Annotated in this window: 23 protein-coding genes; 10 read left to right on the top strand and 13 right to left on the bottom strand. The window is 42.6% G+C overall.

Annotated elements, in window-relative coordinates; genetic code table 11:
• Positions 1–38: 38 nt before the first annotated feature.
• Entirely contained in the window at positions 39–872 is an 834-nt protein-coding gene (locus ACFOHL_RS08030) for a CvfB family protein (RefSeq protein ID WP_376919706.1), read from the top strand.
• A gap of 128 nt (positions 873–1,000) precedes the next feature.
• Here the strand turns inward: ACFOHL_RS08030 and ACFOHL_RS08025 are convergent, their stop codons facing one another.
• The gene (locus ACFOHL_RS08025; protein ID WP_376919705.1) at positions 1,001–2,431 is read right to left on the bottom strand and encodes a sulfatase-like hydrolase/transferase; all 1,431 of its coding nucleotides are present in this window, start codon (positions 2,429–2,431) and stop codon (positions 1,001–1,003) included.
• A 430-nt stretch (positions 2,432–2,861) separates the two neighbouring features.
• Here ACFOHL_RS08025 and ACFOHL_RS08020 point away from each other — a divergent pair, with 430 nt between their 5' ends.
• From ACFOHL_RS08020 to ACFOHL_RS07985, 8 genes are all read left to right on the top strand, one after another.
• A complete protein-coding gene (locus ACFOHL_RS08020) occupies positions 2,862–4,085 on the top strand; it encodes an amidase (RefSeq protein WP_376919704.1) in 1,224 nt (407 codons plus the stop codon).
• Positions 4,082–5,686, top strand: coding sequence for a gamma-glutamyltransferase family protein (locus ACFOHL_RS08015; RefSeq protein WP_376919703.1), 1,605 nt, complete (start codon positions 4,082–4,084; stop codon positions 5,684–5,686). Before ACFOHL_RS08020 ends, ACFOHL_RS08015 begins: the two co-directional genes overlap by 4 nt.
• Entirely contained in the window at positions 5,686–6,504 is an 819-nt protein-coding gene (locus ACFOHL_RS08010; RefSeq protein ID WP_376919702.1) for a sulfite exporter TauE/SafE family protein, read from the top strand. Before ACFOHL_RS08015 ends, ACFOHL_RS08010 begins: the two co-directional genes overlap by 1 nt.
• 10 nt (positions 6,505–6,514) lie before the next feature.
• On the top strand, positions 6,515–7,756 hold the full coding sequence (locus ACFOHL_RS08005; RefSeq protein WP_376919701.1) for a pyridoxal-phosphate-dependent aminotransferase family protein: 1,242 nt from the start codon (positions 6,515–6,517) through the stop codon (positions 7,754–7,756).
• A 2-nt stretch (positions 7,757–7,758) separates the two neighbouring features.
• Complete coding sequence (locus ACFOHL_RS08000) at positions 7,759–9,018, top strand: allantoate amidohydrolase (protein WP_376919700.1); 1,260 nt, start codon at positions 7,759–7,761, stop codon at positions 9,016–9,018.
• 10 nt (positions 9,019–9,028) lie between these two features.
• Positions 9,029–9,397: a hypothetical protein gene (locus tag ACFOHL_RS07995; RefSeq protein ID WP_376919972.1), complete on the top strand. Its 369-nt coding sequence runs from the start codon at positions 9,029–9,031 to the stop codon at positions 9,395–9,397.
• 287 nt (positions 9,398–9,684) lie between these two features.
• Positions 9,685–12,078: a TonB-dependent siderophore receptor gene (locus ACFOHL_RS07990; RefSeq protein ID WP_376919699.1), complete on the top strand. Its 2,394-nt coding sequence runs from the start codon at positions 9,685–9,687 to the stop codon at positions 12,076–12,078.
• A 132-nt stretch (positions 12,079–12,210) separates the two neighbouring features.
• Positions 12,211–13,731, top strand: coding sequence for a UxaA family hydrolase (locus ACFOHL_RS07985; RefSeq protein ID WP_376919698.1), 1,521 nt, complete (start codon positions 12,211–12,213; stop codon positions 13,729–13,731).
• A gap of 41 nt (positions 13,732–13,772) precedes the next feature.
• On the opposite strand, the gene ACFOHL_RS07980 is transcribed toward ACFOHL_RS07985, so the two are convergent.
• The 5 genes from ACFOHL_RS07980 to ACFOHL_RS07960 all read right to left on the bottom strand — a co-directional run bounded on the left by ACFOHL_RS07980 (position 13,773) and on the right by ACFOHL_RS07960 (position 19,420).
• Positions 13,773–14,708 carry an aldo/keto reductase gene (locus ACFOHL_RS07980; protein WP_376919697.1) on the bottom strand — a complete coding sequence of 312 codons (936 nt, stop codon included), beginning with the start codon at positions 14,706–14,708 and terminating at the stop codon, positions 13,773–13,775.
• Positions 14,709–14,727: 19 nt separating this feature from the next.
• The gene (locus ACFOHL_RS07975) at positions 14,728–15,567 is read right to left on the bottom strand and encodes an amidohydrolase family protein (protein WP_376919696.1); all 840 of its coding nucleotides are present in this window, start codon (positions 15,565–15,567) and stop codon (positions 14,728–14,730) included.
• 87 nt (positions 15,568–15,654) lie between these two features.
• A complete protein-coding gene (locus ACFOHL_RS07970; RefSeq protein WP_376919695.1) occupies positions 15,655–16,671 on the bottom strand; it encodes a zinc-binding alcohol dehydrogenase family protein in 1,017 nt (338 codons plus the stop codon).
• 129 nt (positions 16,672–16,800) lie between these two features.
• A complete protein-coding gene (locus tag ACFOHL_RS07965; RefSeq protein ID WP_376919694.1) occupies positions 16,801–17,577 on the bottom strand; it encodes an IclR family transcriptional regulator in 777 nt (258 codons plus the stop codon).
• Between the two features lie 331 nt (positions 17,578–17,908).
• On the bottom strand, positions 17,909–19,420 hold the full coding sequence (locus ACFOHL_RS07960) for a mannitol dehydrogenase family protein (RefSeq protein WP_376919693.1): 1,512 nt from the start codon (positions 19,418–19,420) through the stop codon (positions 17,909–17,911).
• Positions 19,421–19,708: 288 nt separating this feature from the next.
• On the opposite strand from ACFOHL_RS07960, the gene ACFOHL_RS07955 reads away from it, so the two are divergent.
• Positions 19,709–21,301: an alpha-L-fucosidase gene (locus tag ACFOHL_RS07955; RefSeq protein WP_376919692.1), complete on the top strand. Its 1,593-nt coding sequence runs from the start codon at positions 19,709–19,711 to the stop codon at positions 21,299–21,301.
• 80 nt (positions 21,302–21,381) lie between these two features.
• Here the strand turns inward: ACFOHL_RS07955 and ACFOHL_RS07950 are convergent, their stop codons facing one another.
• The 7 genes from ACFOHL_RS07950 to flgF form a co-directional block, all read right to left on the bottom strand.
• Positions 21,382–22,827, bottom strand: a complete 1,446-nt coding sequence (locus tag ACFOHL_RS07950; protein ID WP_376919691.1) for a sulfatase family protein — start codon at positions 22,825–22,827, stop codon at positions 21,382–21,384.
• Between the two features lie 137 nt (positions 22,828–22,964).
• Positions 22,965–23,681 (bottom strand): sigma-70 family RNA polymerase sigma factor, encoded by a 717-nt coding sequence (locus ACFOHL_RS07945; protein WP_376919690.1) that lies wholly within the window; start codon positions 23,679–23,681, stop codon positions 22,965–22,967.
• 11 nt (positions 23,682–23,692) lie between these two features.
• On the bottom strand, positions 23,693–24,430 hold the full coding sequence (fliP, locus tag ACFOHL_RS07940) for a flagellar type III secretion system pore protein FliP (protein WP_376919689.1): 738 nt from the start codon (positions 24,428–24,430) through the stop codon (positions 23,693–23,695).
• Positions 24,431–24,439: 9 nt separating this feature from the next.
• On the bottom strand, positions 24,440–24,736 hold the full coding sequence (locus ACFOHL_RS07935; protein ID WP_376919688.1) for a hypothetical protein: 297 nt from the start codon (positions 24,734–24,736) through the stop codon (positions 24,440–24,442).
• On the bottom strand, positions 24,733–25,047 hold the full coding sequence (locus ACFOHL_RS07930; protein ID WP_376919687.1) for a FliM/FliN family flagellar motor switch protein: 315 nt from the start codon (positions 25,045–25,047) through the stop codon (positions 24,733–24,735). Before ACFOHL_RS07930 ends, ACFOHL_RS07935 begins: the two co-directional genes overlap by 4 nt.
• Positions 25,044–25,808, bottom strand: coding sequence for a FliM/FliN family flagellar motor switch protein (locus ACFOHL_RS07925; RefSeq protein WP_376919686.1), 765 nt, complete (start codon positions 25,806–25,808; stop codon positions 25,044–25,046). The genes ACFOHL_RS07930 and ACFOHL_RS07925 overlap by 4 nt, the downstream gene beginning before the upstream one ends.
• On the bottom strand, positions 25,808–26,977 hold the full coding sequence (gene flgF / locus ACFOHL_RS07920; protein ID WP_376919685.1) for a flagellar basal-body rod protein FlgF: 1,170 nt from the start codon (positions 26,975–26,977) through the stop codon (positions 25,808–25,810). Before flgF ends, ACFOHL_RS07925 begins: the two co-directional genes overlap by 1 nt.
• Positions 26,978–26,986 lie beyond the last annotated feature (9 nt).

Genomic DNA, 26,986 nt, shown 5'->3' with positions numbered 1-26,986 from the left:
TTGTTATACTGCAAGCATACTAACATGAGACTATACAGATGCTAACTCCTGGCAAATACACGCAATTACAAATTGGCGAAATACTCCCGATGGGCGTCTATGCATTCGACCCCAAAGGCGACATTGAACAAACAGTTTTCATTCCCTATGTCAGTGACAGTTATCAATCTGGGCAAACTATCAATACCTTTGTTTACTACGATGAAGAAGGCAATTTACAAGGTACAACCGAAGATGTGCGCTTGCGCATCGGGCAATTTAGCGCATTAAAAATAAAATCTATCATAGGGGCTGGTGCCTTCGTAGATTGGGGTTTAAAACCTGATTTATTTATACCAAGAGAACATTTGCACAGCCAAGTCCACGAAAACATGCTAAGCGTTTTAACCATGTTTCATGACCCCTATAAAAAGCAACTCTGCGCGAGCACGAAGGTAGAAAAATATTTAAGCGAGGCACCAAATAAGTTAAGCACGACCGAACCTTTTTCACTCTTAATTTACGCTGAGACTCCACTGGGATTTAAGGCAATTATCGACCAAAAATATACCGGTTTATTGTACAAAAACGAACTTTTTACGCCCCTGAGAATTGGTCAGACCATCACGGGCTATGTTAAAGAAGTGCGTGCAGATGGAAAAATTGACTTGCAGCTGCAGCGACAAGACCAAGGTAGTCGCGATGAACTAGCGACACAAATACTTGACGATTTAATCGCACACGATGGACTTTCTAGTTTGACAGACAAGAGTAAACCTGAAGAAATACGCCAGCGCTTTAATGTCAGTAAAAATGCGTATAAAAAGGCGCTGGGGCAATTGTACAAAGAGCGAAAAATAACGATTCATTCTTCGCATATTAGTTTGGTGTAAAGGCAACTACCACCTCTGTACAAGGGGCATTTTTTTAAAAACTATTTTACCGCATAAATTTGACCGCTTATTTGTAAACTGCCAACTGGATTGGGGAATATAGCTGAAACTCAAAGCTGGCAAGCCTACTATTTATTGGGTACCGCTTGTTTATAAAATTCATTCCGAAGTCGATGGTATTCTCTGTATCCATGGATCTTAAGCGGCGCGTTCCTCTCATTCCAATTTAACCAATGACTATGCAGTGCATCAGCTAGATCAGGCTCTTCGCCCACGATATCGTGCGCTTCTTTAATGTCGTCATGGAGCTTATATAAGGTAGGGGCTTGACTACCGACATTAAACAAATGTTTGTTGCCATAGGCATCTCGTACTGACCAGCGACCTTCAACATAAGCACCGCCGCGCCAATATAAATATTTATGAGGTGGCGAAGCATTGTCACCTCTTATGTAAGGTACTAAGTTCACACCCTCTAGCTGAGAGCTGTCCCCTTTTGCCAAGCCAACTGAGGTTGCCGCTATATCGAGTGCGCTGATTGGCAAACTAAAGCGCCTGTTTTTGGCTATCTTCTTTGGCCAGTGCGCTATAAAAGGCACGCGTACTCCACCTTCCGAAAAGCTGCCTTTACCGGCTTTAAATGGTGCATTGGACGAGCCATTTCCTGCGTAAGGGTGTCGTTCAGTCGGAATTGGTCCACCATTATCACTCAGAAAAAACACCAGTGTATTTTCTAGTTGCTGAGTTTCCTTGAGTGTAGACACTATTTCACCTATTCCTCTGTCCATCACATCAACCATCGCCGCGTAAACTCGTCGCTTATTGTTTTCAATATGCGAATGCCGTTGAATGTCTTCAGCGGGTGCTTGCAAAGGTCCGTGAGGTGCATTGTAGGACAAGAATAAAAAAAACGGTTGCGCCTTACTATCATTGACATGTTGCTTAATGAATGAAACTGCGTCTCGACTCAATGCCGTCGTTAAATACCCGTCAAATCCCGCAGGTTGCCCATTTCGCATCAGCCCATCTAGATATCCTTCGTCAACCGGCTCAGTCATATCAATACGAAAATAATCATGCCCGCCCCCTAAAAAACCATAAAAATAATCAAAACCTCGGTTATTAGGATGAAACACTTCTGAGGCACCTAAATGCCACTTGCCAATTAAAGCGGTTTTGTACCCCACGTCCTGCAACCTAGCGGGAAACAGCTTTTCTTTCTGATCGATACCCATTACCGTATTGGCTCGGTCAAATGCGGGATTGGATTCAAAACCAAACCGCGCTTGATGACGTCCAGCCATTATCCCGGCCCTGCTAGGCCCACAAAATGGATGGGTGACATAGGCTTGTTCAAATATCACACCATTAGCAGCCAAGGCATCGAGATTAGGTGTATTAATGTCATTTGACCCTGTAAAACCTGCATCCGCATAGCCCATATCATCAGCCATAATCAAGATTATATTAGGCCGTTCGTCTTCACTTGCAAAGCTAGGAACATTAACGAGGACAAGCAAAACAAGTGAGTAAAAATAGTAAAATCGAGGGGTGTCCATTTGGTTAATTCCTTAAATTTTGTATAGATATGTATGGTAAACCGGTAGTGTGAAACAAAACAAGGCGAACTTTTATAGGCTATGACAAGCCAACAGATACACAATTACTTGACCAATTAGTCAAGTTTAACTTGACATCTTATCGAAACAATTGTTTCATAGATTGACTCAGTGCTACTGGTTAGCAGTGTATATTCAATCTTCTAAAGTGAAGCGACTCCGTTATCACTTTATATTATTCATATTTGAGTCTGTTTATCATTGTTTGCCCTTTGCGCAACAAACAGCTTTTTTGTCAGACATCGCAAACACATGCATTTTTAAGTATTCAAACATGCTTGTTTGCAGAAGTACGACAAAAATGTCGTACCTTGGATACAATTAAACAAAGATAAATAGGCAAAAACTATACTGAGGTTAAGCTAGTAACATGACATCACCTTTTGTCACACAAGCGCTTGCGCATGAAAATCCAGATGACACCCATACTCGTTTGTCAGCGGGCTCAAACATGTCTGTGCAAGCTCTACTGGGTAAACGCTTAGCCGTAAAAGATCTGTTTCACATTGCCGGTCTGCCCACAAGTGCTGGAAACCCTGATTGGCTGAAAAGTCACCCCATCCCCTTGTCGACACACAGCAATATAATGCAATTGCTCGCCTTAGGTGCGAGATATGTTGGCAAGACAATAACAGATGAACTTGCGTACAGCCTAAATGGTCAAAACATTCACTATGGCACCCCAACAAACCCTGTGGTACCCGAACACTTGCCTGGAGGTTCGTCCAGTGGTTCAGCCGTTGCTGTCGCGCTTGATGAAGCAGACATTGGCCTAGGCACGGACACCGGCGGCTCTATTCGCGTGCCTGCCAGTTACAATGGCCTCTTTGGTATGCGTCCATCTCATGGTGCAGTGGCTTGCGACAATATGGTGGCACTCGCTCCCTCTTTCGACACTGTAGGAGTGATGACTCGAGATTTGTCTGCACTAATTACAACAATGACGCACTTATGTAAACACCCTGCCGAGCCTCAAACTACAGAGCACAAGAATATAGACTTGGCGGATATCAAACTTGGCGTCCTGCACGATTTTATTAATTCTGCATCCCACTCGACATATATTCATGCATGGCTAGCCGAACTACGTAAAACGGCAATTGACATTTCTTCGCTAGACTTTCCTCTTGATCCTACGCTGTTGTCTGATGTATTCAAAGTACTGCAAGGTGCAGAAATATGGCAACAGCACGGAGATTGGATAGAGACACATTCACCTCATATCGCCTCTGATATCCAGACTCGATTGGACTGGTGCAGCACCATTTCGGCGGCACAAATTGAGGATGCACTTAACAAACAGCAGCAATTTAAAGTAAAGGTTGCCAATATATTCGATGAGGTCGACTTTGTCGTTTTGCCGACCACGCCGGGAATAGCGCCCTTGCTCAACGCGCCAGAAGAAGAATTGGTCGTCTATCGCAACACCTTGCTGAATTTGACTGCATTTGCGGGTCTAGCTGGATTGCCGCAAATTCATTTACCCAAGTTTAAGATCAACGGGGCGCCTTGTGGCTTGTCGATCGTTGGTCCTAAATATAGCGACCATAAATTAATGCAGTTCGCTAGTTTACTAGATAGGAATGGACTATGAATACGGCTCAAGTGGCCTTTACCGCTCCGCACTTTGCTGCGGCGAATGTCGGTAAACAAATATTGGAAAATGGCGGAACAGCGATAGAAGCAATGGTAGCTGCTGCGGCTTCTATCGCTGTCGAATACCCTCACATGAATGGTTTAGGGGGAGACGGTTTTTGGCTGATTAGCGAGCCAAATAAAGATCCTATCGGGATTGATGCAAGCGGCGTTGCTTCAAAAAATGCGGATCTCGACTATTACCAGCGTCACCAAATTAACGGCGCAATACCCTCAAGAGGTGCGAAAGCAGCACTCACCATGGCTGGTGCAGTTGCGGGCTGGCAACAAGCCTTGGCGATCAGTTCCCAGTGGCAAACTCCCCTACCTTTGAGTAAGTTGCTCGATACCGCGATTAGCCAAGCTAAATGGGGGATTGAAGTCACGCAAAGTTTATCCGATGCAAGTTTTAAAACATATGATGAATTTGCATTGGACCCACATTTTGCGCCCTTTTTAATTAAGGGAAAAGCCCTAAAAAAAGGGAAAATACTGAAGCTGACTGCACTTTCAAATACACTGCAAACACTCGTAAACAATGGATTGGAAGACTTTTATCAGGGTGATATTGCAGAAAAGTTGGCACAAGACTTACAAGAATCTGGTTCACCAATTTGCATAGAAGACTTTCGCAGTTACCAAGCCAAGATTGTCAAACCACTGTCTGTCAATACCAGTAAAGGACGCTTATACAATCTTCCGGCTCCCACGCAGGGAATTGCATCCTTGCTCACTCTGGCTATTTACGACAAGCTAGCAGATAAAGTTGGCAGCGAGGCAGACATGGCGCACCTGCTGATTGAGTCCACAAAACAGGCATTTATACTGCGTGACAAGTATGTGAGCGATGAATCGAGATTAAATATAGACTTAGCAGATTTACTTTCTGAGGAATATATACAAACGCTTGCAAAAAATATTGATCTTCAGCACGCACTCCCGTGGCCTCACGAAGCTAAACAGGGAGATACCATTTGGATGGGCGCGTGTGATAGTGAAGGCAGAATGGTCAGTTACATTCAAAGCTTGTATTGGGAATTTGGTAGTGGTGTGGTTAGTCCCTCTACTGGTATTGTCTGGAACAATCGCGGTACATCATTTTCACTAAACCCCAATAGTCTGCAATTTTTACAACCAGGTCTTAAACCTTTTCACACGCTGAATCCTGCGTTTGCAGATTTGCATGATGGTAGACGCATGGTTTATGGGACTATGGGTGGTGAAGGTCAACCCCAAACCCAAGCCGCTTTGTTTGTCCGCCATGTATACCAAGAGCAGGCGCTAGATCATTCAATTAGTTTGGGTCGCTGGTTACTTGGTAGAACATGGGGTGACGCCTCGCACAACCTAAAAATCGAGCGTGATCTAGCTGAGCAAATTGGAAACAAGCTTGGCGAGCTAGGCCACGATATCGCCATAGTCGAGGCTTGCAATGAACTCATGGGGCATGCCGGTGCAATTGTAAAGAGTGCCGACAACGTCATCGCCGCGAGTGATCCCCGTAGTGACGGTAAAGGGCTTGTCTCTGAACACCACACAACCAATACAAAGGCTGAGTAATGGAATTTTTTATACAACATATCCCCACAATTTTTGCGCTGATGTGCACTGGTGTTTTTGCTGGCCTACTCGCTGGATTACTTGGTGTAGGGGGCGGCATAGTTATCGTGCCGGTACTGTACTTTTTGTTTCAAGCTTTTGGCGTGTCGGCTGAATCTGCCATGGTTGTTGCTACTGCGACTTCGTTAGCGACGATAGTACCTACTTCAATCAGCTCCATCCGTGCTCACAGCTCAAAAGGCAATGTTGATTTTGCCTTATTGAAAATATGGGGGCCATTTATTTTAGCTGGCGTGTTAATAGGTAGCTGGTTGGTAACGCGTATAGACGGTGATTGGCTAACCATGCTGTTTGGTATTATCGCCACATTGTCAGCATTGAATATGCTGTTTGGCAGTAAGAAGCCGATAGCAAAAAACCTTCCAGGCATTGCTGGACAGTCGGTTATGGCAACAAATGTCGGTCTATTTAGCTCACTCGTAGGTATTGGAGGCGGCACCCTGACCGTACCCATTCTCACATTTTGTAATTACCCTGCGCACAAAGCTGTCGGCACGGCCGCAGCGGTGGGTTTACTGATATCGCTACCAGCCGCTTTCACCATGCTCATTGTAGGTACTGCCCCGAGTGATGCCCCCTTTGGCACGGTAGGGTTAGTCAACTTGGTCGGCTTTGTCTGTATTGTACCCTTAACCGTGCTGTTTGCGCCTCTCGGCGCTTCATTAGCCAGCAAACTGGACGCCCAAAAACTAAAAAAAATCTTTGCCGTAGTACTGATGTTTACCGGTGTCCGTATGCTAGGTCAACTCTTTTTGTAGGATGATGTAAATGAAAACCTTATCTCCCCCACCTCGTTTATTAATGGGCCCTGGTCCCATTAATTGTTATCCGCGTGTGTTGAGCGCCATGTCAACGCAACTAGTAGGACAATACGACCCAGTCATGACTGGCTACATGAATGAAGTCATGGCTTTGTATCGCCAAGTATTCATGACCCAGAATGAGCAAACCTTTCTGATTGATGGCACATCAAGAGCCGGTATCGAGGCGGTATTGGTCTCAGCCATTGAACCCGGTGACAAAGTACTCGTGCCTATCTTCGGGCGTTTTGGACATTTGCTAGCAGAAATAGCTGAACGTTGTGATGCCGAGGTTCACACGATTGAAGTGCCTTGGGGTGAGGTTTTCTTACCCGAACAAATCGAACAAGCCATCATCAACGTGCAACCTAAATTATTAGCTGTTGTGCAAGGTGATACATCTACAACCATGCTGCAACCGCTTGAGCATTTAGGTGAAATCTGTCTTCGTCATGATGTGCTATTTTACAGTGATGCCACTGCTTCTATTGGTGGCAATTCTTTTGAAACTGACAAATGGCAACTTGATGCCGTGTCAGTGGGTCTACAAAAATGTTTAGGCGGCCCTTCTGGTAGCGCGCCTGTTACCTTAAGTGAACGCTATGTTGAACTAGTAGGCAAACGGCGTCATGTTGAAGCGGGTATTCGCAGCAGTCACCACAGCGATGGACAGTCTTCGCGCATCCGTTCAAATTATTTTGATTTGCCCATGATCATGGATTACTGGGGCAGTGAGCGCCTAAATCACCACACGGAAGCCGCCTCAATGCTGTATTGCGCAAGAGAGTGCGCCATTAACTTGCTTGAAGAAGGCATAGACAGCACAATTTTTCGCCATAAAGTCGCTGGCGATGCCATGTTAGCTGGGGTAAAAGCGCTAAACCTCGAGCCATTTGGCGATTTGGCGCATAAAATGCACAATGTAGTGGGTGTCTATATTCCTGACACTGTTGACGGCGAAATAATACGCCACCAAATGCTACATGATTTTAATATCGAAATAGGCACGAGCTTTGGCCCGCTTCAAGGCAAAATCTGGCGAATAGGTACCATGGGATACAATGCCCGACAAGATGCTGTTTTTCAGACTTTACAATCGCTGGAAAGCGTATTGCGCAGAAACGGTCATAAGCTACCATTAGGCGAAGCTATCGACGCAGCATATGATGTTTACGCTAAGGTGAATCCCTTACAGAATGAGGATAAATAACAATGGCACCATTTGCTGAACTCGCTCAGCGTGTCATGGACTATTGCGACGAACTTGGCAAAATAAGTCAATCCTTGGATTATTTAGACCGTCGCTATCTTAGCCAAGAACACCGGCAAGCCAATGAACTGGTGAGTCAATGGGCAAGGCTTGGCAACATGCATACTTGGCAAGATGCAGCAGGTAACTTTTGGTGTCGCTCCAGTTGTGAGGATATCAATGCTCCTCGCTTTTTAATAGGCAGCCATTTAGATACGGTTCCCAACGGCGGAAAATATGATGGTATGCTAGGTGTGGTGCTGCCCATTGTGTTTATGCAGTACTGTCATCAACACAATATCACCTTTCCTTTTCATGTCGATATTATTGGTTTTGGCGATGAGGAAGGCACGCGCTTTGGCTCCACTTTGCTAGGTAGCCGTGCTTTGACCGGAAAGTGGCAAAGCGAATGGGCAGAGCTTCGCGATGTACACAACATAAAACTCGCACAAGCCCTGCAAACCTTTGGCTTATCTTTTGACAAAGTTAAGAATGCACAATTGTCTCCTGACAACATCCTTGGCTATTTTGAGGTGCATATTGAGCAAGGTCCAGTACTTGAAGCCAATGACCTACCAGTCGGCATAGTGAGCGCCATTGCCGGCGCAAGGCGTTTTATGTTTTCCTTAGAAGGCTTAGCTGGACATGCTGGCACAGTGCCTATGGCTCTGCGTCAGGATAGTCTAGTTGCAGCGAGTGAAATGATCGTAGCAATCGAAAAGAAGGCACTACAAGCAGGGCTTGTCGCAACCATTGGAAAGATTGAAAACGGCCCTAACGGCGTAAACGTCATATCCGGTAATACGCGTTTTAGCCTCGATATCCGCAGTGACAACGATGAACTGCGTGACCAAACAGTAAGTGACATTTTAGATAGCTGCATGAATATTGCTCAGCGTCGGGGCGTCAATTTAAGTTATGAACAAACTCACAGTGCTCCGGCCGTCAGCTGTGATGAGCGTCTGCAAAAAGAACTGGAACATGCCATTGTTGCACAAAATATTGTACCTATGCGTTTGTTTTCAGGTGCAGGCCATGATGCAATGGCAATGGCTGATTTATGCCCAGTAGCCATGCTGTTTATGCGCTGTGACAAAGGCATTAGTCACAATCCAAAAGAGGCGATTTGTGTTGAAGATGTCAGCGCAACACTGGCTGTTTTCAACGATTTTATGCACAAACTGTCTGCCGACTCTTATTCCAATAACTCAGAGGTAGCTTGATATGAGCGTTATTCGTATTCCCCGCATTTACAACGATACAGAAGGAAAAAGTCATTTTGGTGAAGCCGAGATTGCATTGGCTGACGGTGGCCCAATTGGCCTGTTGTCAGAAAAGTTTGATGCGGGTAAGATAATTTTTCGCGAAACACCCGCTGACTATGACTTTAAATGGCACCCTGCCCCCAATCGACAACTAATGTTCATCCTGAAGGGCAGCGCGGAGTTTACAGTTTCCTCTGGTGAAAAAAGAGTTTTTAGCGGCGGAGACACGGTTTTATTAGAGGATACAGTGGGCGAAGGTCATTGCAGCAAAGCACTGAACAATGAAATCAGGCACTCTATTTTTGTCACCCTCCCCGATACTACTAAGCTGGTATAAATTTAGCGTTGTAGATGCCATTCTTCCACTTCTACAACGCACTAGTTTTTTTGCACCAAAACAAGCATAATCATCACCAAACTAGTGCAACACAAATTTCTTTTTGTATATTTTCATCTATAAAATTTTCAAACATATTATTGATGCTATTTTAATCTATATATTTCAATTACATACAAAAAAACAAATCTTGACCACTTGTACAACTATTTGGCATTTAACCTGCTATCCATTCGTCAGTATCAAAAGCTTAAGTCATTTGCTTACAACACTGACTACACATTTTTATGAGGAAACACGTGAACACATTTAAATTTAAACGCAGTCCTTTGGCACTTGCACTCGCCAGTATTAGTTTAATTTCGACAACTACCTTTGCTCAAGAAGCAGACGATGCTGAATCTGTCGAGCGCATTGAGGTAACGGGTTCACTGGGTAGTCTTCCAGGTCAAGATGTAGAGTCAGTATTTGGCTTTGGCAAATCTATTTTGGAAACGCCTCGTTCAGCTTCAACCATCTCAGAGGCACAACTAGCCCGTTTTAACGTATCTGATATCGATGAATTAGTCGCATTTACACCTGGTACGTTCACCCAATCGTTTTTTGGTGTAGCCGGTTCTTTGGATGTACGTGGAACACCAGGCGAGACATATTTTAGAGGTGTAAGACGACTGGACAATCCAGGTAACTATCCAACGCCTATTGGTGCCTCTAGCCGAGTAGATATTGTACGTGGACCCGCCTCTCCAATTTATGGCCCATCAAAAATAGGTGGGTACCTCAACTTCAACCCTAAGTCGGCTAAAGTCGGTAGAGGTGAATATTTAGAAGAAGCAACCGGTGCATTATCATATACCACAGGTACATGGGATAAGAATGTTATTACTGCCGAAGTTGGCGGGCCTTCAAAAATAGGCGGAAAGGACTTTGGTTATTATTTGTACGGTGAAATAGAAAACTCTGATAGCTTTTACCGCAACAGTGAAACCGACCAAACCGTTATTCAAGCGGCATTTGATATGGACTTAAATGATAATTTAAGTATTGAGTTTGGTGGTATGTATCACAAGTATGACGGTAACCAAAATGCTGGTTGGAACCGAGCCACGCAAGCGCTTATCGACAATGGTACCTATATCACAGGTAATGCTCGTCCTCTAGATGCTAATGGCGATGGTTCGATTTCACACTTCGAATATTTTGAAGGTGGCCTGTTCGTCGGTATAGGTGACCCGCTTACTGAAGACGGCAGTAGTTTCGGTGAATCATTATCTTTAGTAGATGTAGGCACAACGCAATTAGGTAGAGACCAAACACTGATCGCTGCTGATGACGTATTAGAAAACGAAGTGACTACCCTTTACTTTGATGCAATTTATTACGCTGACTCTGGTTGGGAGTTTAAAAACCAAATGTTTTACGAGGCGTATGAAAACCTCAACGAAAACGCTTATGGTTTTTCTCAGTTCCATGATGCCTTTGTGTTTGAAGAGAAGTTCATTGCGTCCTTTGACTTTGAATCTGGGGACTTATATGGACAGGTAAAAATCTCACCTTCATTGCGCTACACAGATTTCAGAAGCGGCGATGACTTCATAAACGAATACTTTGACCGTCGTGACTTAACGGGGCCCTCTACCGCACTCGACAGACGTTTACTTGCAACTCGAATTGGTAATCAGTTTTCTAACTATGATGACGGTAAGTACCTTAACTTAGGCATAGCGGCCATGACTGACCTAACTTGGGAGTGGGGCTTGAATTTTGTACTCGGCGTGCGCTACGACACCGTTGACGTAGAAAGCACGACGCCAGGTGGATTAACATTGTTTGGTGGGGATGATGACGTTTATGCCGAAGACTCAACAAATGGTACGTCTTGGAACGCCAGTGTGTCCTACAAAACGCCTATCGGTCTTATTCCATACATTACCGTTGCTGAGCAATCTACAATCATAGCGGGACAAGGTGCCAATATTGACGTCGAAGATATTCCTGGCGGCTACTTTGATACCTCAGAATTATTCGAGTACGGCGTAAAAGGTTCATTCTTAGACGACAGCTTGTATTTTGCTATTTCTGTATATGAGCAAGAGAGAACGGATATCAATGCACAGTCTACTGTTACCAATAACACCACTAATAACGAAGGTACAGAAGTTGAATTGCGTTGGGTGGTCAATGAGCAGCTAGTCGTAACGGCTGGCTATACTCAGGTAGAAGTTGTCAACTTAACCGTGTTAGACGGTGGTGGCTTCCAGTTTAGCTTCTTTGGTGCAGAAGACTTCCCATTGATCAGTGACCCATCAATATTCTTTGGTGGTACGCCAAATGGTAACGCTGCATACAACAATACCGGTGCGGTAAAAGCAGGGATCCCAGAAAATATCTACTCGCTAACTGCCACTTACGACTTCCAAAATGGTTTTGCAACTAGCCTAAGTGTTGTCGACGTAGACGAAGTCGCTTCTGGTTTTTCTGGTGCGCTGACGCTGCCTGCCTACACGCTTGTAAACGCAGGTCTTTCGTACGAAGCAGAAGATTGGAGCGTCAACTTCACGCTTAAAAACGCAACCAACGAAGACTACTTCCGTTCCAACTTCCCAGACTTGTTTGGTACGCAGATTGTGTTGCCTGAGCTACCACGTCACTGGAACGCAAAGTTTGCCTATAAGTTCTAGGATTGTTCTCCCTTAGAATGGCAAAGGCGCATCAATTGGTGCGCCTTTTTTATTATCTCAATTCCTCATAGCCTAAATTCAGATAATCATGTAATATTTTATATATAATTTTATATTTTTAAATAAAAATCGATGCAGGAAAACAGCAGTACAACACGCAAAGCATTACGAGTTCACCATGACGACAACGTCGCAGTTGCCATTACATCATTGTCCAAAAATAGCGAAATAGAAAACCCCGCGGATACACAAAACACCCTAGCCTTAAAGCAAGATATACCCGCCGGACATAAAATAGCATTAAGCCCTATCAACAAAGGCGATCACATATACAAGTACGGTTTTTCTATCGGGTTGGCGACAAGTGATATTTGCGTGGGTGAGCATGTTCATAGTCACAACTTAAGCACGCAACTAAATGGTAGTGAAACATACTCTTTCAAAAAAACAGATAGCGATAGAACGATAAAGAATCCGTGTCCAACATTTAGTGGATATCTGCGCGAAACTGGAAAGGTAGGTATTCGCAACGAAGTGTGGATTGTGAATACAGTAGGTTGTGTTAACCAAGCGGCGAGAAAAATTGCGGATATATGCAAAAAGCAATACCCCAACAAAGCTGATGACTATATTGCCCAAACCCACCCTTTTGGCTGTTCTCAGCTTGGTGATGACTTGAACAACACGCGAAAAGTACTGCAGAGTCTCGTGCAAAACCCAAACGCCGGAGGCGTATTAATAATCGGCTTGGGTTGCGAAAACAACCAACTATCTACTTTCGTTTCTGGACTGCCAAAAACACAGAGAAAGCGAGTGCGTTACTTTAACTCTCAACAAGTTGAAGACGAAATAGTAACTGGACTACAGCATATAGAAGCCTTGCTCGATCTCATGGCACACGATAAACGAGAATTAGTTCCGGTAAGTGAGCTAAGTATCGGAATGAAATGCGGCGGTTCGGATGGTTTTAGTGGATTAACAGCCAATGCCATCGTAGGCCGCGTATCTGATAAGCTCACTGAATATGGTGGCCGCGTTATTTTAACAGAAACGCCTGAGATGTTTGGCGCAGAACAAGTACTCATGAATCGCTCAGCATCAGAAGCCGTTTATAATGAGATTGTTCATCTAGTCGAAGACTTCAAATCTTATTTTATCAAAAACAATCAACCCATCTATGAAAACCCTTCACCAGGAAACAAAGCCGGTGGCCTCACTACGCTAGAAGAAAAATCGCTAGGTGCCATTCAAAAAGGTGGACAAGCCGTGGTAAATGAGGTGATCGCTTATGGTGAGCGCAGTCAAGGAGGAGCTGGACTAAGCTTATTGCAAGCACCCGGTAACGACGCCGTGTCATCAACAGCGCTAGCTGCAGCTGGCGCAAATATGATCCTATTTACCACAGGCAGAGGCACGCCTCTTGGCTTTCCGGTGCCGACGGTGAAGATAGCCTCCAATTCTGACTTGGCTTCGCGAAAGAAACATTGGATAGATTTTAACGCGGGTGTCATTTTGGACGAAGAAAAAAGCATTGATGCCTGTGCAGACGAGCTGTTTAGCTACATTCTTGATGTCGCTTCTGGCCGCTTGACACGCAATGAAGAAAACGACAACAGGGAAATCGCAATTTGGAAAAGTGGCGTCACATTGTAGCTACGTAGCTACCTGACGCCATTATCTGCTTTATAGGCGGTTTAATCTTGATTTTCTGGATAACCAGACGGCCATGTACAAGTAAGATCGGCGAATAAACTGCGTAATTCATGGGCAAGCGAACTATTCATCTGTTTTTTTGCCCATGCGACATTTTTTTCAATATTAACAGGGCTTGCCGTACCCACAAGAGTCGAGGAAATGTCCTCATGATCCATGGCAAATTGCAAGGAAATTTCTGTGGGATCAACGCCATGCTCTAAACAAAGCGCCACGGCCTGCTTACTTGCATCTTGTAAGCTTGGACTAGCCGGATGCCAGCTTGGCGCGCCACGTTTGGTAAGCAGTCCCATTCCCGTCGGTGAGGCATTTATCACTCCCACTCCCGCTTTTTTCAATGTTGGTAAAATACCTTGTAAAGAAGTATCGTGCAGACCATATCTACAGTAGCTAAGCACACAATCAATATCGAAGGCGGCAACAGTATCAGAGAATATTTTTAAAGGGTAACCAGTTACGCCAATGTATTTAACGATACCATCTTGTTTAAGTGCGTTTAAGCACGGCAAAGCCTCGTCAAAAATTTGTTGCATGCTGGCAAATTCAACATCGTGTAAGAACAAAATATCCACATTGTCCACCCCTAATCGATTGCAACTTTCTTCTAAACTGGATTTAATGCGATCAGCAGAAAAATCAAAATCAGCAAAATCAGGTCCATATCTGCCTGCCTTCGTTGAGAGCACGTATTTTTCTCGCGCGACACCTCGCAAGGCTTTACCTAGGACTTTTTCAGCAAGTGTGGCACCGTAATAAGGCGACACATCAATATAGTTGATACCCAGTTCAAGTGCACGATGAACGGTCTTTATGCCGTCTTCTTCACTAATATTGCGAAATACTCCACCTAACGGCGAGGCACCGTAACCGACACGCGACAATTTTAAAGACGTTTTTCCTAGTTGACGATATTCCAATGTGACTCCAAGATCCAAATTAATTCGTTAAATGATAAAACCGAGTTGCATTGGTGCCCATTACGTCTTCAATAAAGGATGGGTAATGTGTAGCCACATAATCTTCAACTAAATTGATAACGGTTTTGTATTCCGCAGCTAGCAAACATACCGGCCAATCAGAGCCGTACATGATGCGTTCAGGACCAAATGATTTAAAGATAAAATCGATATATGGCAGCAACTGTTCCTCGGTCCATGCATCGTGTTTAGCTTCCGTCACCATACCTGAAAGTTTACACCACACATTATCATAAGCCGCTATTGCGGACATATTATCTTGCCAAGCTGCGATATTTGTCCCTGCCGCAATTTCAGGTTTTGCAATATGGTCAACGACTAAACGCATGTCGGGAGGGAGTTGGGGCAAAAGATCAATACACTGAGGTAACTGATGGGCAAACACTAAAATATCATAAGCGTAGTCATTAGCATGTAGAAGATGAAGACCGTCAATAAACGCGTTTGATAACATAAAGTGAGGATTAGGCTCATCTTGTACAACATGTCGAAAGCCCTTCAACAGAGGCTCAGAAGCAAACTCTTCAAGCATCTTGGCTAAGTCACCAGACTGAATATCAATCCAGCCGACGACCCCTTTAATGAGTGGCGATTGCTTTGCTAGCGACAACAGCCACCTCGTTTCTTCTAGGCTCTGTCGTGCTTGCACGGCAACAGTAGCATTAATACCATGCTTTTCTGTTGCGTCACGAAGATCGCTGGGCAAAAAATGCCGTTTCAAGACATGTTGGCTCTCACTTATCCATCCATAATCTTTACTTTGGTACTGCCATAAATGATGATGAGCATCGACTTTCATAGTGATTCCCTAATGTTGTATCAAGATGATTCAGGATCTTTCTGAGGTGGCGCACACTGTAATTGTTACTCACGAATTGACAGACGTTTACACATCCATTTCGATCACAGCTTTAATAACACCTGAATCTGGATTAGCCCACAATGGGAATACATCTAAAAACTCGCTAAATTTCCCAGTGTGTGTAATCAATGCGCCGCTCTTAACTGTGCCGTCTTTTAAACACTGTACAACATATTCAAAATCTTGAAGGGTAGCATTACGACTGCCTAAAAGGGTTGTTTCTCTCTTGTGAAACTCTGGATCAGAAAAACAGATTTGTTTTTTAATTACGCTCACGAACACAATTTTGCCGCCGTGTGCTAAATGTGTAAACGTTGACTCCATAGCGTGAACATTACCTGTGCAGTCCATGATAATTGTAGGAAATTCGCCATCGGTTAAATCTGACAATTGTTGATGCACATCCTTGGTAGCGTCAACCACACCATCCAACCCATATTCGTCTTTACAAAACTTGAGTTTTTCTTCCAAGATATCAGAAATGAAAACCTTGGCGCCGCTCGCTTTTGCAAACTGAGCTGCACCGATGCCAATTGGTCCAGCCCCTTGCACAAGAACCGTATCTTCTGGCCCCATGTCCGCTCTTCTTACAGCATGTGCGCCAATTGCAAGGCACTCTACAATCGCTAATTGATTAAAATCCAAACCATCCGTAATCACAACTGCATTGCTCGGGACAGTCAAATATTCCGCCATACCTCCATCACGGTGTACACCAAGTACCTCTATATTGCTACAGCAATTAGGTTTACCTTTTCGACATGCTGCGCACTTGCCACAGTGAATGTAGGGAATAACATACACCGACGCACCTATAGGTAATGACACACCCTCACCTACAGCCTCGATAACCCCAGACAACTCATGGCCGAGTACACGAGGGTATTGAAAGTATGGTTGATTGCCGCCAAAAGCATGAATATCTGTTCCGCATACACCGATAGAACGGATTTTGACTAAAACTTCACCTGCATTCGCAGATGGTTTATCCACTACTCGTTGCTCGAGGACACCCGGCTCGACACACACAATCGTTTTCATTATGAGAAATGCTCCTAATGCGAGAACGCATATAATATAAACTTATATACGAATCATAGCATTTACTCACGAAAAATCGACACAAACTTTGTATGTAAAAATTATATTTTATATTTACCTTTAGTAAATTTACAGTTTCCGCACTGCTCCGTATGTCAGTGCTTTAGATATTTCGTTGCTCGCATTTTGAAGTTTTTCCAAGACTTCATCTATTCCCATTAACTCAGGGTCGCGCTGAATATATGGAATGGTTAACGCCGCAACTGCGTGGTCAGTATCAATGATAGGACACGATAAATCCGTTACCCCAACCACAAAGGCACTTGGCGCTTTAAAATAACCTAGTTTACTTACCTTCTTACATTCTTTAATAAAAACTTGAATATCATCATCTGAATGATACTTTGCTAGGGTTTTTGTCATTGATTCTTTTTTCACTGTTGACTGATTGGCAAACAATACCCTACCAGATGCCGCATTGATAATCGGCCTTCTGTAGCCAACACGCACTGAATAAGATAAGTTGCTTGGCGTTTCAACACGAGAAATAACAACAATTTGTTCTTGTGATTCAACCGCAATATGACAAGACATGCTGGTTTGTTCAGCTAGTTCTCTCATGATTGGTTGAGCATACTCTAAAATATCTTTTATTGGTTCATGCTCTGTGCCCAACTGAAGAAGTTTACGAGTAACTTGATATCCATCGGTATCTTCACTTTTTTCGATATACCCGCGTTGCTCTAACACGAGAATCATCCGATAAATTTCTGCATTAGAGCGGCCTAGCTTTTCCGCAATAATTGACGTGCTTTGCGGCGAAGAATCTTTTGACAGTAGCTCTAATATATCTAAACCTTTTTCAAGTGCAGGGGCTGAATATTTTTTTTCGGAAGGGGAACTCATTGTGTATCCTGTAATTTTTGTGTGCCTAGGGATCGTTTACTCTAACGGTGCAGGATAATTCTAGCCGCTTTTAGTGATATGTCGATATTTATCTGTGAAATTGAAGGCATTCGATTGCAGAGGATTTGGTTTCACGCCAGTTTGGATGCCGTTAATACTCACAACAAGAAGGTCAGTAAGAGCAAAGAAAGAACGCGAGCGCCATAAAGAAAAAGCAGTTAGCGGCTTCCTTGCCAGCAAACTACTCATTGCACACACGACAACATTAACATAACTAAATTTATTTTTATAGGTTAATTTTTGTTTTTATATTTAATTTACCAAAATACATTCACGAAGCTTTTGCCAACAATTTTCGATACCATGGATAAGCAGGATCATCCAACACCCCAGATAAACTAGCATATACCCGAGTGAGTACCTGCTGAAACTTTTTAGAGCGTTTCAGCACATCAGAAAATACGGGAGTCATCGAAACAAAAATATTCACATCATGCTCAGCATTGTTATTGCACTGCATGACGATATCCAGCAAGAGCGAATTGTGAGGATCAACAATTTCTCGGTCAGCCAAGTATTGCTTTCTTAAAAAGAGCATCCACGCAGCCACGCAGTGACAAAGCATACAGATAGAGCGATTGTTTTCGAGGTTCTCTTCAATAATCGGCAGTATACGAATCGGCAGTTTTTGTGAACCGTCCCAAGCTATTTGACTTAGCAGGTGCTTAACATTTGGATTGTTAAAACGTTCCAATATGGCTCTACTATAAATGAATGCATCTAATTCTTTCGGCGGCTCAATTGAGGGCATAACTTCGCTGTCGAGCATATCTTTTACAAACCTTACAAGTGGCTCGTATTGCATAGCGTCATAGACAGTCTCTACTTCCATGAGGCTGCCCAAATATGCGATTGTACTGTGCGGGCAATTGAGCAGCCTCAATTTTGCTGCTTCGAAACCTCTAACATTATCTGTAAATATAGCGCCACACTGCTCCCATGCTGGGCGATGCTCTGGTAAGCCATCTTCAATCACCCACTGTAAAAAAGACTCTCGCTTTATGGGCCAGTTGTCTTGTATGGCATACTGATTACTTACCATGCTCTTGAGTTGCTCATCGGTTGCAGGCGTAATGCTGTCTACCATCGTTGATGGGCATATTAAAAACTCGTCAAGCCAATCCGACAGTGCTAAATTGTACTCACCGGTATACTTGACCAAGGCTTTTTTAAGTCGTTTCCCATTGTCAGTAATATTGTCGCAACTAATCACACAAAAAGGCGCGACACTATTCAAAAAGCGGCTTTCTAAAGCCTTTGCAAGTAGGCCGATCGCAGAGACTTTTGACGACGTTTCAATAAGGTCGTGGATAATATCAGGGTGATTTATATCCAAATCTCCATTGGCATTGAGACAATATCCTTTTTCCGTAATTGTTAAAGTCACAAAATATGTTGTTGAAGAGCATAAAGTGTGCATCACTTCGTTGTAATCTTCGCCTAGTACCAACACCTTACTTATTGAACCAATTACCTCATGGGAAATTTTCTTATCCAATTCAACTAGCGTATATAGACCGTCTTGAGGAGACAAGGCTTCTTTCACCTTGCTTGATCGCATTGACACGGCGGTTATCCCCCAATCTCCACCGCACTTCTCCATCGCCTTATGAGTGTACCAAGCTTGATGTCCTCTGAAGAATGCCCCAGGGCCTAAGTGAACAATGCCATTCCCACACTTTTTGTTTTGCCTATACTGCGGTATTGTAGAGCCGTTTTCTTGAATACTTTCAAGGCTCTTTAGATTTAATGGGAAGGAAGATAGCAAACTAGATGTTGTCATAATAAGTTCTCAATAGTCACGGTAACAAGGGTTTAGCCACTAAGATTTCGGCTCGCCTTCGCCACTGAAGAAATGTAGCAAGCACAGACATAAGACTAGAGTCTGTAGTCTTTTCTGCGCCATGCTAAAATGTTTATGTACACATATAAATATATACATTTTATTTACATTTATATATGATTATTTAATTTTATATATATTATTTCATTACTGTATTCTTGTCTACGTCGAATACTTTATTCCAATACGAATATAGCCATTCCAAATTACTGGTAAGAACTTAAAATTATGCTGAATAAACCAATTTTACGACAAACAATACTCACTATGGGCGCGTTGTGTGCACTTGTTGCTTGTAACAAAGCTCCTGACGAAGCAAAACAAGGTACAAACAATAAGAGCACTTTAGCCGAGCAGAGTGAACAGAAACTGGATCAAATTAAAAAGGTCGCTAACGCTGGCCCTTACTCCCCTACTTGGGAGTCATTTACAAATTATCAAATCCCGAGCTGGTATCACGATGCAAAATTTGGCATTTTTATTCATTGGGGGGTGTATTCGGTGCCCGCTCATAACGGTGAGTGGTATCCACGTAAAATGTACATGCAAAACAACGCTGAATTTCAATACCATCGAGATAAATATGGACCTCAGGACGAATTTGGCTACAAAGACTTTATCCCTCAGTTTACAGCAGAAAAATTTAATGCCGATGAGTGGTTGAAAATTGTCAAAAACGCGGGTGCCAAATATATCGTCCCTGTTGCGGAACATCATGACGGTTTTTCGATGTATGACAATAGCTATACTAGATGGGATGCCGTTGAGATGGGTCCTAAACGAGATATTATTGCAGAATTAAAGCGCGCAGCAGAAAAAGCCGACATCTATTTTGGTTTATCGAGTCACCGTGCAGAGAACTGGTGGTTCTTTGAAGGGGGAAGAGAGTTCGCATCAGATGTACAAAATGAAGCATATCGAGATTTATATGGCCCGGCTGTCAGCAGAAAAAGTTCAGAAGCAGGAGAAACGCCGCCGAGCAAAGAGTTTATGGATGATTGGCTCTTGCGCACAGTCGAAATCGTAGACAAATATCAACCTGATCTGATTTGGTTTGATTGGTGGATGGCCTCCGAACCCTTTCACCATCATGTCAAACTGTTCACGAGCTATTACTACAATAAAGGTATCAATTGGGAAAGAATGCCGGCTCTTAATTATAAAGATTTGGGTGATTTTCGTTCATTTAAACCGGGCTCGGCAGTGCTTGATATTGAACGTGGTCAAATGTCTGATACCTATGAGTACTTTTGGCAGACAGATACATCTGTCAGCAAAACTTCATGGGGTTACGTAACTAACCACAAATACCGCGACGCAAACTCGTTGGTAGATGACCTAATTGATATTGTCAGTAAAAATGGCTCCATGCTACTGAATATTGGCCCTAAACCGGATGGCACCATACCGCAGCCAGAAATTGATTTACTGTACGAAATCGGTGCCTGGCTACGCATCAATGGCGAAGCAATTTATAATACGCGCCCATGGATCACCTTCGGTGAAGGACCCACCGAGGTACTGGATGGCACACATTCTAACGATGGCGAAAAACATCGAAAAGATTTCAATGAAAAAGATATCCGGTTTACACAAAATAAGAATGCACTATACGCCATTTTGATGGCTTGGCCGGGCGACAATAAAACTGTGACCATCAGAACAATAAATAGTGAGAATTACGATGACGCGATTTCAACAGTTACGCTATTGGGGCATGACACGCCTCTCGATTTTGAGCAAAAACCAGAAGGTTTAGCCGTAAAGCTGCCTGAGCACTCTCCGTCTGAACACGCGCAAGTCTTAAAAATTAGCAAGTAAGGAAACGGTGCGTTTGGTGCCCATTTTCGACACCAACTTTCAGCGCTATCTAGGGTCTGTTAACCTTTGGTGTACAGACCCTAATATGCGCCCTCACCATACATGTCTTTCTTCATTGGTCGAGGGCGCTGACGAACTGGCAGTTTTGCACCCGTTCTTCTATCGAAATCATCAGGAGTGCGTATACTTGGAATAAAGTCTCCACTCTCAATGATCCAATTATCTAATACTTGTCGGTGCGTCTGTAAAATGGGTAAATATTGTTTATCCCCTGCCAAGTTGGTGAGTTCGTATGGATCATTTTTTAGATCATATAACTCTTCTCTTGGTCTGGGCGCCAAAAATGGCCGAGCTTGATGCTCATTTAACATACCAGCGTCATATAAACGAATCAGCTCTCTCCACGTTTCATGGTAAACCGTATCGCCACTTGGCGTCGCAGGTAAATCATTGTAGTTATTTCGTATATAACGATACCGCGCTGACCTAACGCTCCTTCCGTGGCCTTCAAAATCATGCCAGTTACGCTCAGAAAAGGCATAAGTGCGATGGTTCAGACTAGGGTCAGTAAATAAATGGGCAAAACTTTTGCCTTCAAAGCTTGAAGACGTCTCCGCACCGGCTAATTCAACAAAAGTCGCGGCTAAATCAATCACGCTCACGATACTAGCAGTACTTGTACCTTTATTTTTTATTCCCTTAGGCCAATGCGCGATAAAAGGCGTTTTTATGCCAGAATCGTACAAAGTTGTTTTATCTCTAGCGTAAGGGCGACCGTTATCTGATATAACAATCACTAAAGTGTTATCAGCTACACCTTGCACTTCTAGTAACTTGACAAGCTCACCAACACTCTTATCGAAACGAGAAATTTCGTTGTAATAGTGTACAAAATCATTCATGTATAGCTCTGTCGGCGGATAATACGGCGGTAGCACAACGTCGTCTTGCGAATGTTGGTGAGGTAGATTGGTCTCCTCAGGCACCCAAGGGCGATGCGCATCCCAAGCTGCAAGCCATACAAAAAACGGTTTTTCTTTTGGACGCAATTTCAGTAAGTTTTGCCACTCTTCAGCACCAGTCAACGAACCGTTGCCATAGTAGCTTTCTCTTACCATATCAAACCTTGATTTTATTGCTTCTCCCATGTGCCATTTGCCTGCTGCTCCTGTCCAATATCCAGCATTTTTCAACTTTTCTGAAAATGTCACCTGCGTAGTAGGTAAATCCCAATGTAATTGTTCTGCATCCGTATTGTGAGGATAACGTCCCGTTAAAATGCTAGCCCGACTCGGGCTACATGAACTTGCTGTCAAATAAGCAGCATCAAACCGCATTCCTCGTTTTGCCAAAGCATCTAAATTTGGCGTTGAGATAGTAGGATGACCGTAAGTACCAATATCATCCCAGTTCACGTCATCGGCAATAATCAGCACTATATTTGGCTTAGTATCGTTGGCATGACATAGAGGAAGCAAAAAAAAAAGACTTAACAATGTTACACAGACGTTTCGACGTTTATTCATTGTTGATAACCCTAATCAATAGCATAAATTCAAACATTGTTATAAGGAGCCGAACTATACCCAATATGTCAAGTATAAGGATATAATCACTGACATGTAATTAAAAAGCCTACCGTTATTCAAATTAGAGTCTAATGTTACTCCCATTTCAATTTTTTTCGGATATTATTGATTGCTTGGGCATGCAATTGAGAGATTCGGCCTACCGAACAACTTCGATCCTTCGCTACCTCTGAAAAACTCTTCAATTGATAATAATGTTTTTCCATAACATCTCGTTGGTTGTTAGGTAGATTTTCAACAATTCTTCGAACGTTTTGTTGCAGTACAACTAATTCCTGAGAATCAAAGTAAGCGTCAGTAAGCTGCATTTCTGAAACCATATAACTGTTATTGTCTAAAACAAATCCTATTGTTAACGCAATAATGTTTTCCACGAGCTCAACTTCATCATTCTCAGGATGAGTTTTAGATATCGAGTGCATTCTTTCCTTCATTCTTTTGCGGATCCAATCTGTTGTTTGCGAATGCTCTGAATATTTTACAATACCGTTTAAAATAGAACCTTTAATCCTCTTAAAAGCAAAGTATCTAAATGTAGCGCCGTTGTTAGGCTCATAGCTGTCAATAGACTCCAGTAAACCCATATTTGCAAAATTTACATAGTCATTAACTTCAGCCCCATCGACCTTATACATTCCAAAAATTTTGAGGCCTATTGCTCTCGCCCACTTAGTGTGACTGTTGAACAGGTTAACTCTTGACTCGTTCCAATCTAAAGCGGTTTTATTGGGCCATTTTTCAATATGCCCAATCCAATTTATACTACTGATTGGTATAGAAATCCTTTTCACAATAAATCTCGCTAAGTCAGAAAACTACCTACAAGCGATTGCGTCACCAATGTCCACCCATCTATTAAAACGAACAGCATGATTTTTATTGGTAAAGCAATAGAAATTGGCGGCACCATAATCATACCCAAAGCCATCAAAACACTAGCAACTACTAAATCTATCAACAAGAAGGGTATAAAAATCATAAAAGCTATTTGAAAAGCGGTTTTTAGTTCACTCAGTAAAAAAGCTGGAATTAAATGTTCAATCAAGACATCGTCGGCTGATTTTGGTACTTGCGCCTTAGCCATATCTAAAACAGCTGCAAAATCTTCTTCTTTAGTTTGCTCAATCATAAATGCTCGAAATGGAACCATTCCATCATTTAATGCTTGGGAAAGTGTCTTTTCTCCCAACAAATAGGGAGTAACAGCAGATTCTTCTACTTTTTCAAAAACTGGCTGCATAACAAACCACGTTAAAAAAATAGACAAGGTAATAATCACGACATTAGGCGGAGTTTGCATCAACCCCAATGCTTGTCTTAACAATGAAAGTACGATTACTATTCGAGTAAATGCTGTCACTGCTATCAATAACGCAGGAATCATCGACAAAACCGTCATCGTTATTAACAAGCGTAACTCTGGCGCCATTTGGTCCATTACTTCACTGGATTCGATTAAAGACAGGAACCCTTCGCTTGCAAATAAAAAGGGGCTAAACGCTAAAGAAGCGATAACGAAAATCCATTTACAATAAATCATCAATATTTACTACTTATTCTGTTGCTCTGTTTTATCTAATACAAGAAGGTTGTCACTTGACTTGACGATAAGGTAGCTATGATCGGTAGTAAAAATTCGATATAACTCCATGTTTCGATCAATATTCTGCTTTTCCACAAAGGCAACGCTTTCTTTCTTCTTCGTCAACGGGAACCAGCTTTGGAAGCTATCTCTTTTCTTTTTTAGAATGATTAAAATAGCTAAGCAAGCCGAAATAACAACGAGTAGAACGACTAATTGCCCGATAGAAAATAACGGTTCAGTATGAAAACCAAGATTTTTCACGACTCTCTCATGAGATCAATTATTTCGATGCCAAAATTCCCATCAATTGCTACGAGATTTCCTGTTGCAATAATATCGCCGTTCAACACCAAATCTATTGGTTGATTTACATCTTTATCCATCTCTAAAGTTTCTCCCGCTTTTAACGAGAAAAGACGTTCAATTGACACCTCAATTTTACCCAACTTAACTTCCACATTTACAGGCACAGATTTAACTATGCTGAAGTCCCTTTGACTCAAAGCTAACTTATCCTGAGCCTCAGTTTTTACTTCTGATAATTCAACTCGTTTTGCTGTAGATTCTGTCATAATAGTTCCTTAGAAGTGGCTAACACCGCTTTTTTAGTATTGTTCTTTACAAGATACCCGTTTATTGGGATTGAACGCCCTAATACAGATATATTTATTGATTGCTCTAGTCTATGAGTTAGAGGTAACACTTGACCTTTTTGCAAAGTACTCAACGTGCCAATATCGACTGACATATCATCTAGCGAGGCGTCTAGCTCAAGTTTTTCCGTTTGTATTGCTTCAACAATACTTTTTTCAATTGCTTGTGCCTTAAGAGGTATTTTCAGCAGCCCCATTAATTCAAGTACATTGTTGTCGAAATGAATGGACAACGTAATATCAAAAATACGAATATTAACGACAACACTGCTTTCTATTGATTCCTGCGGTACTTTACTGTCAACGAATGAAAAAGGCATGCTCATTGAAATACTATTAGCTAGGTCATCGAGAATTTCTTTTGTTAGACGATCCAGCACTTGATTGTCCGCCTCAACTGAATCATCAAATGCTCCTTTACTCATTAAAAGAATAAGCTGCTTTAGTGACTCATCAGCTGATTGAATTACAATAGAACCCGTTTTTCCCTGTTTATTTGTCCTAACTAAACTATCACCTTCGCGAAGCTCAATGCGTCTAAAAAGTTGTTGACTGAATTCAATTTCAACCTTTACGGGTATGTCAAACCAACGCTTTTTCCAAGACTCAACCAAGCCAATTAACTTTGTTCTCACAATCTCTTGGCTACTACGCCCGACTACTGATGTGCGAGTTAACATTATCTTCCCCTTGTATTCTCGTATAGTTGCTCTAACAATTGATTGGCTACGTTAAGAATACGAGAACTCGCTTGATACCCTCTCTGAATAATAATCATATCTGCAAATTCTCTAGACAAATCTACATTTGATAGCTCAATACTTTCAGACAGAATACTTCCTAAACCCGACTCGTTTGCACGACCTATAATACGGGTTGTATTATCCCCAGCCTGAAAAATGCTACCTTGGACGACACTTAAAGTGGACAAATTTGTGAAGTTTGCTAAGGCAAGGTATGGTCCATCTACCGCTTCTCCATTTGAGTAGTTTAATGTTAGCTGGCCGTCAGCTGTAAAGTCCACGGTAGTCAATGAAGCGACGCCATAACCGTCAATTACTGAAGCACGTAAAGTAGACGTATCACCACCCGATACTGAAGTTCCTTTTGCAAAACTAGCATTCGTACCAAAGTCAATTTCTACTGTCGTTTCTCCCCCCAAAGAATCCTCGACTTGAAAGTTAATTTTACTAAAGTTATTGACAGGCGTGCCTTGACTATCAAACCTTATTTCTCCCGTGTGAACATCAGCTCCGTTGTCATCAACAATTCGCACGCTCCAACTGCCAGGCTCAGTTGCTGAAGTATTAGTAAATTCAAACCGATATTGTCTTTGTTCACCCAACCCGGTGAAGACATCAACGTCTGCTACCGTAAAACTAGACATATCTGTGGACAAGTTGCCAATGAAATCAATTTTCGAAGTTGCTTGCGGGGCTAAAACTCCAACTTCGTTGATGTTTATTTCTTCAAGCTTGCCATCATCAGTTATTGCCGCAACCCTACCGCCAGAAACTGAGTCAACTAAGATACCGTCATCATTAAATATAAACTGGCCTGCCTTGGTGTAATTAATTTCCCCATTGTTCATCAAAACAAAAAAACCTTGTCCAGAAATAGCCAAATCTCCGGGGTTTCCAGTTTGACGAACTTCACCTTCGGTAAATCTCTGTTGCTGCCCTGAAATTTGTGTTCCAAAAGCATTTTCTCCAGACGTCAAACTAGAATAAAAAGTATCACTACCTTTAAAACCTGGTGTATTCAAATTTGATATATTGTTACTTACGTTATCTAGATTCTGTGAGAACGAAAGCATTCCCGATAAACCAGTAAAAAAAGATTGAAACATAACGTTCTC

Origin of the sequence: Agaribacter flavus, assembly GCF_042646125.1 — a bacterium.
Lineage (GTDB): Bacteria > Pseudomonadota > Gammaproteobacteria > Enterobacterales > Alteromonadaceae > Glaciecola > Glaciecola flavus.
This window is presented reverse-complemented; position numbering and strand designations above follow the sequence as displayed.

Coding starts and splice junctions, on each gene's coding strand:
- ACFOHL_RS08000 (WP_376919700.1), top strand. CDS start 7,759: ATGGCACCATTTGCTGAACTCGCTCAGCGTGTCATGGACTATTGCGAC.
- ACFOHL_RS07970 (WP_376919695.1), bottom strand. CDS start 16,671: ATGAAAACGATTGTGTGTGTCGAGCCGGGTGTCCTCGAGCAACGAGTA.
- ACFOHL_RS07960 (WP_376919693.1), bottom strand. CDS start 19,420: ATGACAACATCTAGTTTGCTATCTTCCTTCCCATTAAATCTAAAGAGC.
- ACFOHL_RS08010 (WP_376919702.1), top strand. CDS start 5,686: ATGGAATTTTTTATACAACATATCCCCACAATTTTTGCGCTGATGTGC.
- ACFOHL_RS08005 (WP_376919701.1), top strand. CDS start 6,515: ATGAAAACCTTATCTCCCCCACCTCGTTTATTAATGGGCCCTGGTCCC.
- ACFOHL_RS08025 (WP_376919705.1), bottom strand. CDS start 2,431: ATGGACACCCCTCGATTTTACTATTTTTACTCACTTGTTTTGCTTGTC.
- flgF (WP_376919685.1), bottom strand. CDS start 26,977: ATGTTTCAATCTTTTTTTACTGGTTTATCGGGAATGCTTTCGTTCTCA.
- ACFOHL_RS08030 (WP_376919706.1), top strand. CDS start 39: ATGCTAACTCCTGGCAAATACACGCAATTACAAATTGGCGAAATACTC.
- ACFOHL_RS08020 (WP_376919704.1), top strand. CDS start 2,862: ATGACATCACCTTTTGTCACACAAGCGCTTGCGCATGAAAATCCAGAT.
- ACFOHL_RS07930 (WP_376919687.1), bottom strand. CDS start 25,047: ATGACAGAATCTACAGCAAAACGAGTTGAATTATCAGAAGTAAAAACT.
- ACFOHL_RS07985 (WP_376919698.1), top strand. CDS start 12,211: ATGCAGGAAAACAGCAGTACAACACGCAAAGCATTACGAGTTCACCAT.
- ACFOHL_RS07950 (WP_376919691.1), bottom strand. CDS start 22,827: ATGAATAAACGTCGAAACGTCTGTGTAACATTGTTAAGTCTTTTTTTT.
- fliP (WP_376919689.1), bottom strand. CDS start 24,430: ATGATTTATTGTAAATGGATTTTCGTTATCGCTTCTTTAGCGTTTAGC.
- ACFOHL_RS07965 (WP_376919694.1), bottom strand. CDS start 17,577: ATGAGTTCCCCTTCCGAAAAAAAATATTCAGCCCCTGCACTTGAAAAA.
- ACFOHL_RS07955 (WP_376919692.1), top strand. CDS start 19,709: ATGCTGAATAAACCAATTTTACGACAAACAATACTCACTATGGGCGCG.
- ACFOHL_RS07925 (WP_376919686.1), bottom strand. CDS start 25,808: ATGTTAACTCGCACATCAGTAGTCGGGCGTAGTAGCCAAGAGATTGTG.
- ACFOHL_RS08015 (WP_376919703.1), top strand. CDS start 4,082: ATGAATACGGCTCAAGTGGCCTTTACCGCTCCGCACTTTGCTGCGGCG.
- ACFOHL_RS07990 (WP_376919699.1), top strand. CDS start 9,685: ATGAGGAAACACGTGAACACATTTAAATTTAAACGCAGTCCTTTGGCA.
- ACFOHL_RS07975 (WP_376919696.1), bottom strand. CDS start 15,567: ATGAAAGTCGATGCTCATCATCATTTATGGCAGTACCAAAGTAAAGAT.